An 8,182-nucleotide genomic window follows, 5' to 3' on the forward strand; every position below is an offset into this window, starting at 1 on the left:
TTCTATCACAAAAACATATAAAATCAAGTAGATTATCGTTTTCAATCATATATATAACAGGAGTGAGAATATTTTTTGAAATTATCTTAACAAGCTTATTTTTAAGCTCATAATCCATTTTATTCACTCATTTCTTTTTCTAATTTTCGTATTCTGTCACGCAAAGCCGCGGCTTCTTCAAATTCAAGATTTTCAGCCGCTTTAATCATCTTAGCCTGAAGCTCGGCAATGGTCTTTTCGTAATTTATGATATTTTCTTCTGCGGTTTCGGTATCGTCCTCAATAGGCTTTAATGATTCTATAATATCTCTGATGTCTTTCTTAATTGTCTTTGGTATTATGCCGTGTTCTTCATTAAACTTCTGCTGAATACCTCGACGTCTGTCTGTTTCGTCAATCGCCTTTTTCATTGATTTTGTAACCGTATCGGCATACATAATAACTTGTCCCTCACTGTTACGCGCGGCACGACCGATAGTCTGAATAAGTGACATTTCACTTCTTAAGAAACCTTCTTTATCCGCGTCAAGTATCGCAACAAGTGCAACTTCGGGTATATCAAGTCCTTCTCTTAAAAGGTTAATTCCGACAAGTACATCAAATTCACCCATACGCAAATCTTTGATAATTTCCGCACGTTCGATTGTCGATATATCGGAGTGCATATAACGAACTTTAATACCTACACCGGTAAGATAATCGGTCAAATCCTCCGCCATACGTTTTGTAAGCGTTGTCACAAGCGTTCTAAAACCTTGTTCGGTACGCTTATTAATTTCACCGATAAGGTCATCAATTTGATTTTCGGTAGGTTTAATTGTTATTTTAGGGTCAAGAAGTCCTGTCGGTCTGATAACCTGTTCCGCAACAACCGTTGAATGTTCTTTTTCATAATCTGACGGTGTCGCGCTTGTGAATATTACCTGATTTAATCTATCTTCAAATTCTTCAAATTTCAAAGGTCTGTTATCAGCCGCACTCGGCAAACGGAAACCATATTTAATAAGCGTTTCCTTTCTGGCTCTGTCACCGTTATACATCGCACGCACCTGCGGTATTGTAACGTGTGACTCGTCTATAATCATAAGATAATCGTCAGGAAAATAGTCAAGCAACGTATACGGTGCACTTCCCGGAGCACGACCGCTTATATGTCTTGAATAGTTTTCTATACCTTGACAAAATCCTATTTCCTGCATCATTTCTATATCGTACATTGTACGCTGTTCAATTCTTTGTGCCTCGATAAGTAAATCACGTTCTTTGAAATACTTAACCTGTTCACGCATTTCAGCCTCTATTCCTGCAAGTGCCGCAATCATTTTTTCGTTGGTTGTAACATAGTGAGAGGCCGGAGATATAACTGCGTGTTGCCTTACACCTACAATTTCACCTGTAACTACGTTTACTTCGCAAATACGTTCTATTTCGTCGCCGAAAAACTCGACACGAATAGCGTTTTCACCGTTATTGGACGGAAATATTTCCACCACGTCACCTCTGACGCGAAACTTGTTTCTGACAAAGTTAATATCATTTCTTTCATATTGCATTGAAACAAGTTTTTTTAGAAGCTCATCTCTGTCTTTTACCATTCCTACACGCAAAGAAAGCATAAGATTTTTATAATCTTCAGGATCGCCCAAACCGTATATGCAAGATACACTTGCTACGATTATAACGTCCTTTCTTTCAAGCAAAGCAAATGTGGCACTGTGACGTAGTTTATCTATTTCATCATTGGTCAGTGAATTTTTCTCGATAAACGTATCGGTTTGCGGAATATATGCCTCTGGTTGATAATAATCGTAATACGACACGAAAAATTCAACACAGTTATTTGGAAAAAATTCTTTAAATTCACTGCAAAGCTGTGCGGCAAGGGTTTTATTATGAGCAAGTACAATGGTAGGTTTGTTCACTTGTGCAATGACATTTGCCATAGTGAAAGTTTTTCCCGAACCTGTTACACCGAGCAAAGTTTGGCATTTCTCGCCTTTTTTTATTCCGTCAACAAGTGTTTGAATTGCCTGCGGCTGATCTCCTTGTGGTTTAAATTCAGAAACAAGTTCAAATTTATCCATACAGCTCCCCTTCTTACTGGTTATTTCCTTAGATTTTTAACAAGTATATTTATTCTTCTTGCATTTATCGACGTATATTGTTCAACATTATTTCTGACTGCAAGCTGAATATTTTTACATACAGAAAAAATATCACAGCCATATTGTAAAATGACTGTCATATCTATATGTACACCGTGTCCTGTTTTTCTTAGGTTTATATTTTGCACCTTAATTAGTCCATTGATCTTTTGTGCCTCATGTATTGCTATTGAATTTATAACGTTATCTGAGATAATATAGTCACCCATATAACTGAATGTGGGTCTGACAATTGATTTATCAGCCTCGGCGGTTGTTATTTCCGAATCAAGATTTTTTTGAAATCTTCTTAACGGATGCAAGAAATATCCTGAAAATTCCTTCTTTATTTCAAATGTCGGAACAGGAATAACGTGTTTCCCTTCAACTGTACGCATTCTAAGTGCCATATTCATTTCTTCGGGTGTTGCAACATCCTCTATTCTTATAATTTGTTCAACCTCATGAACACCGATATTTTTAGCAATTTTATTTACCATTCCGTCAGATGTACCCAAAATCATAAGGCACTTAATCTTATTCCTTTTAAGAACTTTTTTTATTTCATTTACCTGCGACGGATTCATAAAAAGTGCGTGTTTAACAGACGCAATTTTTGTCGGTTCTTTTTTGGCAGATGTGCCGGCTATAACTTTTCCATGAGAAATAAGCAAGCCGTCATCAATTATAGCGTCAGCTCCGTATTGTTGCGAAACCATAACACTTCTGTAACTCTTTCCTGTTCCACTCGGACCTACAAATGCGATAACTCTCATAATTATAACACCTTAATTCTGATTTTGCTTGATTTTGTATGACAATGTCATAAGCGGATCTGAAAGGTGAACGTTTTCCACCGCTACGTCCTTATCGAATTTAAGTTCGGTATACGAAAAGTTCATAAGACCTTTAACTCCGCAATTAACTAATTTTTCAGCCGTTTCCATTACTGCCGCTTTCGGTACGGTAAGAATTCCGATGTCAACTCTATGCGAATTCAAAAATTCCTCAAGCTTATCTATTGACATAACTTCTATACCGTTGATTTTTGTACCAATTATATTAATGTCATTATCAAAAATGCCTACAAGTTTAAAGCCTCTTTTTTCAAACGTATCATGACTTGCCAATGCTCTGCCGAGATTACCGGCTCCGACTATAACAGTAGTATCTCCGTCATTAAGTCCTAATATGTCACCGATTTCGTTATAAAGATGTTCGACATTATAGCCGTATCCCTGCTGACCGAAACCGCCGAAATAGTTAAAATCCTGTCTGATTTGTGATGCAGTCACGTTCATTTTTACGCTAAGTGCATTTGAGGAAATACGCTTTATATCCTGCTTTAAAAGTTCGCCCAAATATCTGTAATAGCGTGGCAGACGTTTAACTACGACCGTAGGAACTTTCTTTTCATTTTCACTCATGTCCTCTAAACCCCTTGTTAATTATATAACATTTATTATATCACACTCATTTCGTTTTGTATAGTCTTTTTAAATGTATTTTTTTGTATTTTGACATTTTACACATATAAAAAAATGTCACAACAAGCCGATACTGACTTATTGTGACATTAGTTACTTAAATTAAATCATTAAGTTTTATCCATTTTTCAAGAGAATCTTTCCACTGTGCAACGTGCGGTATACTGTCTGCCAAGCCCAAGCCGTGAGAACCGATTGGGTATATGTGCATTTCATACGAAACTTGCACTTTGCTTAGTGCGTCGGCGTACATCAAAGAATTTTCTACCGGTACTGCCTGGTCTGATGATGTATGCCATATAAATGTAGGCGGTGTATTAGGTGTGACGTGTTTATAAAGCGACATAAGCTCTTTATCAGAATGTAATGCTCTTTCGCCTATCAAGTTTTGTCTTGAACCATCATGTCTGTATTCGAACATATCTATTACAGGGTAACACAAAATTGTCGCATTAGGCTTACAGCTTTCTTTATCTATTTCATCTGTATCTTCATACATTTTCTTATCATAATGAACAGAAACAGAGGCCGCCAAATGTCCGCCGGCACTTGAACCCATAACTGCAATTTTATCCTTATCAATGCCGTATTTGTCGGCGTAATATCTGACATATTTAACAGCACGCATTGCGTCACTTATTTCTGCCGGATGTTTGTACGGTGCAACTCTGTATTCAACCACAAATGCAGTAAGACCGATTGACTGCAACCACTTAGCATATGCAGTACCTTCGTGGTCGGCTCTTATTACATAGCCACCACCCGGAAAAATAATAACAGCACCTTTTGAATGTGCAGGATATGCCGTTATAGTCGGTTTTCTTACCGCTGTTTCATCAGCCTCTATAAATTCTTCGTTCCAATAAGGAATCACGTCATTCCATAAATTCTCCATAATTAATCTCCTTGCTTTTCCGGATTTTCACCATAAGTAGTGAATAAATCCATAAATTCATTAAGCTTACTTTTCTTGATTGTAAATTCTGTTTTACCGTTGCGGATTAAAGCACAGTACAAATCATCAATACTCTTAAATTCGATTTCTGTATCAGAACTGCTCTTGATACCTTTATATTTTATTTTCATAACGGTATCGCCGAGTGTTTCGTCTTTATATACTCCGTCAACCGCCAAACCGACAATGCTCTTGTATATTGCTTGTGTTATCTTTGTATCAACCTTTTGACCGTCAAGCACAAAAGTCATATCCGAATCGTTATGAGTTATATCAATCGTATGTTCTGCTCCGTTATACTCTACCGTTACACTCTTAACTTCCGAAATATCAACAAGTGCCTGCAATTTACTTACAATGTTGTATGACGAGTCATTCGCAAAAGATATAATGTCCGATGAAACTTTAAATACCTGTTCCTTATATTTTACATAAGTCATATCACCGTCTGTGCGACCAATTGTAAGTGTTTCGGTATATTCTTCGCCGTATTTGCCTGTTGAATTGTCGTAAGGCTTAACGGTTATCATTAAAACAGGCGACTTTTCACTGAAACCGCCGTCAGCATTTTCAATCGGTGTAGTAAGTGAAATTTCCTCTATCGGAGCAAGTATTTTGTTATCGATATAGTCATCATTGGCACCGCTCTGATACGGCTGTACCATTTCCCATACATTATTTGTGTTGTTATTTATATTGCTTAATATTCTGATTTCAATAGTTTCATCACTGCGGACAATTTTAATGTCATTAATATTGTCAATATTAATGCTGAAACGATTGAATTCTTTATAATAGCTGATAGGCTTTTTTAAAGTATCAACTTTAAAATCATATATTGTATAGACAGTATTATCGCCGTCTTTCATCACAAAATATTCTCCGAGTGTCGGACTTAAATCACCGATAATCATTTTATCAATCTGACCGTTTTTCTTTTCAACTGTAACAGTGACTTGTGGATTGTCAAGTCCGTATTGTGATAAATCAGCCGGATTTTCTTCAATCTTGTTTTTTGATGACAATGTTGAAATTGTACCGACAAGCGCACCGGCTTTTGAAGAATCTATTTCAGACGCATCCATATCATTTACGGACCATTCCGAATCGCCTATACTTTTTACTGTAATTGTACCGTTTTCACTCTCTGACTTTACAGATAAAATATCGGTTGTATCAGCTGAATAGATACTGTATAAATCATCGGTTGTATCAACATTATTATCTTTTGACGTGTCAATATTACTTATAACAATCGTTCCGACAATAAGCACTATAATCACTGACGCGGCTATAATTATGCTTTTCGTTGTTTTACTCATAGATTTCTCCTTTTTATCCAAATTACAAGTCCGATTATTAATACGGTAATCGGTATTATAATTACAACAAATGCAAAAATAATTGTTTGACCTAAATCAGATAATGTAATAACATTGTTTACAAGTGTTTTTTCATCTACAGTAAAGCTTTCTTCGTTACCTATCATAAAGTTGGTCAAATTCATAAAATAATCATAGTTTGCAAGTCCGTAATTATTTGTAAGTGTTGTTTCGTCTATGGTTAAAAGCATAGTATTTCCCGATACATAAACCGATGAGGCGTGTTTTGCATCTACCGAAAGTTCGCTGACCGGATATTCACCGTCCTGCTCGCCGCCGACTTTTGAAACATTTTCATAATTTGAAGTCGTGTATGCTTTTTCTGAACTTGTCAAAACAGGTGTAACAGATATATCGCCATTTGATTCAAATTCTTGAGTTATCAATCTTGAATATGGGAAATATGCCAAAGTTCTTTGATTGTCTATTATACTGTCGGTAAATTCATATGATTTTACGTTCGGCACGACAAGACTCATCGAACTTCCGCTCAACGAAACGGATTTTGATGTGTCTGTTTCAATTACAAGGTTATCGCTTACACCTATGCCCCATGATGACTTTAGATAGTCATACAAGTTAGTAAGATTTTTTGAATCTACATCAAGATAAACTTGTATATTACCGCCTTTTTGCAAATAAGAATCAAGTTTTGTGATTTCTTCTTTTGAAAAATCGGCCGTCGGTTTTGCAACAATCAACATATTTGCGTCTGACGGTATATCATCGGTCAATGTATTAACTTCTCCAACTTCAAAGTTTTCTGATTCAAGTTTAGTTTTTGCACCGTCAACAGCTATCTCATTATGTCCTTTTATTAGGTATGCCTTTTGTTGTGTTTTGCTTGATACATACTTTAGTGCCGAAGTTATTTTATTTTCAACATTAAGTGATGTATACTGTCCTGTTTGTGCATTTACTCCGTACAATTCAGTCATAGTATATGTTTTAAACTTATCTCCGCCGTCAACAATGACAGAATTTGATTGCAGACTTTTGCCGTCAGTAACGTATTTCTTGCCAAAAGTCGGGTTAGATGTCATATTAATATTTGTAACATTGATATTTTTATTTGCGGCGGCATATTTATCAAGCACCGTACGAATATTTCCGTCTTGTTCCGATTCACCGGCAAGAATATATATATCAACAGGAGTATCATAATTTTTAAGATACTCTTTTGTTTTATCTGAAAGTTCGTACATTTTATTTGACGTAAGGTCGATTTTTAAAGGTAATTTGTTGTTAAGCACGCTGACAAATACGTTTACAACAATAACCAAAACAACCGCTATTGCAATAGCAACGGAAGATACAAATTTATATTTTTTTACGTTATTCATTACATATCCTCCTATCTCATTCTGCGTCTTTCAAATACCATAACGGTAAAGAATAAGAACAGACTGGTGATGCTTAAATAATAAATTATCGGTTCAAAGTTAAGGATTCCGAGAGTAAAATCCGAAAATCTTTGTACAGGCGATAACCACAAAAGAATTTTTACAATTATTTCGTTTGAAACGTTTGACGCAACCGATCCTAAAAGCAATGTGAAAATCAATACACCGTAAGTGGCGATTGCAGCGACAATCTGACTTTCCGTAATAGATGACATAAACGCACCGATAGCAAGTATTGCCGAACATAGCAGTATAAAGCCGACATAACAGCTTATTGTTTCCGCAATCGGCAAATTACCCGTAAACGCTAATATAACAGGATAAATAAGTGTTATAAGCACACCTACCATAAATATTCCAAATGCCGCAAGATACTTACCGAAAACTATTTCTTTTGTAGATATAGGTGCGGTCAGTAATAATTGATCTGTCTTTTGCTTTCTGTCCTCTGAGAACAATCTCATTGTCAATAACGGCAACAAGAACAACGCCCAGTTATTGACGATTGAAAAGAAATTAGTCATTCTTGCAGTCATAAATCTGATATTTACAACATAGAACATTACTCCTGTTAAAAGAAGAAAAATAGTTAAAAATACATAACCGAGCATTGATGTAAAATACGAATTGAATTCTCTGTTAAATATCGCTTTCATTTGTATTTTCCTCCTTTTCTGACGTATTGTCAGTAAGTTTTAAGAATATATCCTCCAAAGACGGCTCGATTTCTTTTTGCATTAATATCGGTATTTCATTTTCCGCGAATGCAAAGAACATTTTTTTCTTTTCTTCTGCCGCCATTGCGTTATCA

The 8,182-nt window shown here is 35.8% G+C and carries 7 protein-coding genes; all 7 read right to left on the reverse strand.

Features of this window, described 5'->3' with window-relative positions; translation table 11 throughout:
- Positions 1 to 119 precede the first annotated feature (119 nt).
- The 7 genes from uvrB to ACLTU0_RS09305 all read right to left on the reverse strand — a co-directional run bounded on the left by uvrB (position 120) and on the right by ACLTU0_RS09305 (position 8,027).
- Positions 120 to 2,084 (reverse strand): excinuclease ABC subunit UvrB, encoded by a 1,965-nt coding sequence (gene uvrB / locus ACLTU0_RS09275; RefSeq protein ID WP_022229053.1) that lies wholly within the window; start codon positions 2,082 to 2,084, stop codon positions 120 to 122.
- Positions 2,085 to 2,104: 20 nt separating this feature from the next.
- Positions 2,105 to 2,920 carry an Asp23/Gls24 family envelope stress response protein gene (locus tag ACLTU0_RS09280; RefSeq protein ID WP_308456317.1) on the reverse strand — a complete coding sequence of 272 codons (816 nt, stop codon included), beginning with the start codon at positions 2,918 to 2,920 and terminating at the stop codon, positions 2,105 to 2,107.
- Positions 2,921 to 2,932: 12 nt separating this feature from the next.
- Entirely contained in the window at positions 2,933 to 3,571 is a 639-nt protein-coding gene (locus ACLTU0_RS09285; RefSeq protein WP_147514896.1) for a redox-sensing transcriptional repressor Rex, read from the reverse strand.
- A gap of 157 nt (positions 3,572 to 3,728) precedes the next feature.
- Positions 3,729 to 4,526, reverse strand: a complete 798-nt coding sequence (locus tag ACLTU0_RS09290; protein WP_412322166.1) for an alpha/beta hydrolase — start codon at positions 4,524 to 4,526, stop codon at positions 3,729 to 3,731.
- Between the two features lie 2 nt (positions 4,527 to 4,528).
- A complete protein-coding gene (locus ACLTU0_RS09295; protein ID WP_412322167.1) occupies positions 4,529 to 5,908 on the reverse strand; it encodes a DUF4340 domain-containing protein in 1,380 nt (459 codons plus the stop codon).
- On the reverse strand, positions 5,905 to 7,311 hold the full coding sequence (locus ACLTU0_RS09300; protein ID WP_412322169.1) for a Gldg family protein: 1,407 nt from the start codon (positions 7,309 to 7,311) through the stop codon (positions 5,905 to 5,907). The genes ACLTU0_RS09295 and ACLTU0_RS09300 overlap by 4 nt, the downstream gene beginning before the upstream one ends.
- 11 nt (positions 7,312 to 7,322) lie before the next feature.
- Entirely contained in the window at positions 7,323 to 8,027 is a 705-nt protein-coding gene (locus ACLTU0_RS09305) for an ABC-2 transporter permease (RefSeq protein WP_412322171.1), read from the reverse strand.
- Positions 8,028 to 8,182: the final 155 nt, after the last annotated feature.

It is taken from the genome of Hominilimicola sp., from assembly GCF_046972485.1.
Taxonomy (GTDB): domain Bacteria; phylum Bacillota; class Clostridia; order UBA1381; family UBA1381; genus Hominilimicola; species Hominilimicola fabiformis.

What these genes read in the sequence shown, in the direction of transcription:
- uvrB (WP_022229053.1), bottom strand. Translation starts at nt 2,084, where the DNA reads ATGGATAAATTTGAACTTGTTTCTGAATTTAAACCACAAGGAGATCAG.
- ACLTU0_RS09280 (WP_308456317.1), bottom strand. Translation starts at nt 2,920, where the DNA reads ATGAGAGTTATCGCATTTGTAGGTCCGAGTGGAACAGGAAAGAGTTAC.
- ACLTU0_RS09285 (WP_147514896.1), bottom strand. Translation starts at nt 3,571, where the DNA reads ATGAGTGAAAATGAAAAGAAAGTTCCTACGGTCGTAGTTAAACGTCTG.
- ACLTU0_RS09290 (WP_412322166.1), bottom strand. Translation starts at nt 4,526, where the DNA reads ATGGAGAATTTATGGAATGACGTGATTCCTTATTGGAACGAAGAATTT.
- ACLTU0_RS09295 (WP_412322167.1), bottom strand. Translation starts at nt 5,908, where the DNA reads ATGAGTAAAACAACGAAAAGCATAATTATAGCCGCGTCAGTGATTATA.
- ACLTU0_RS09300 (WP_412322169.1), bottom strand. Translation starts at nt 7,311, where the DNA reads ATGAATAACGTAAAAAAATATAAATTTGTATCTTCCGTTGCTATTGCA.
- ACLTU0_RS09305 (WP_412322171.1), bottom strand. Translation starts at nt 8,027, where the DNA reads ATGAAAGCGATATTTAACAGAGAATTCAATTCGTATTTTACATCAATG.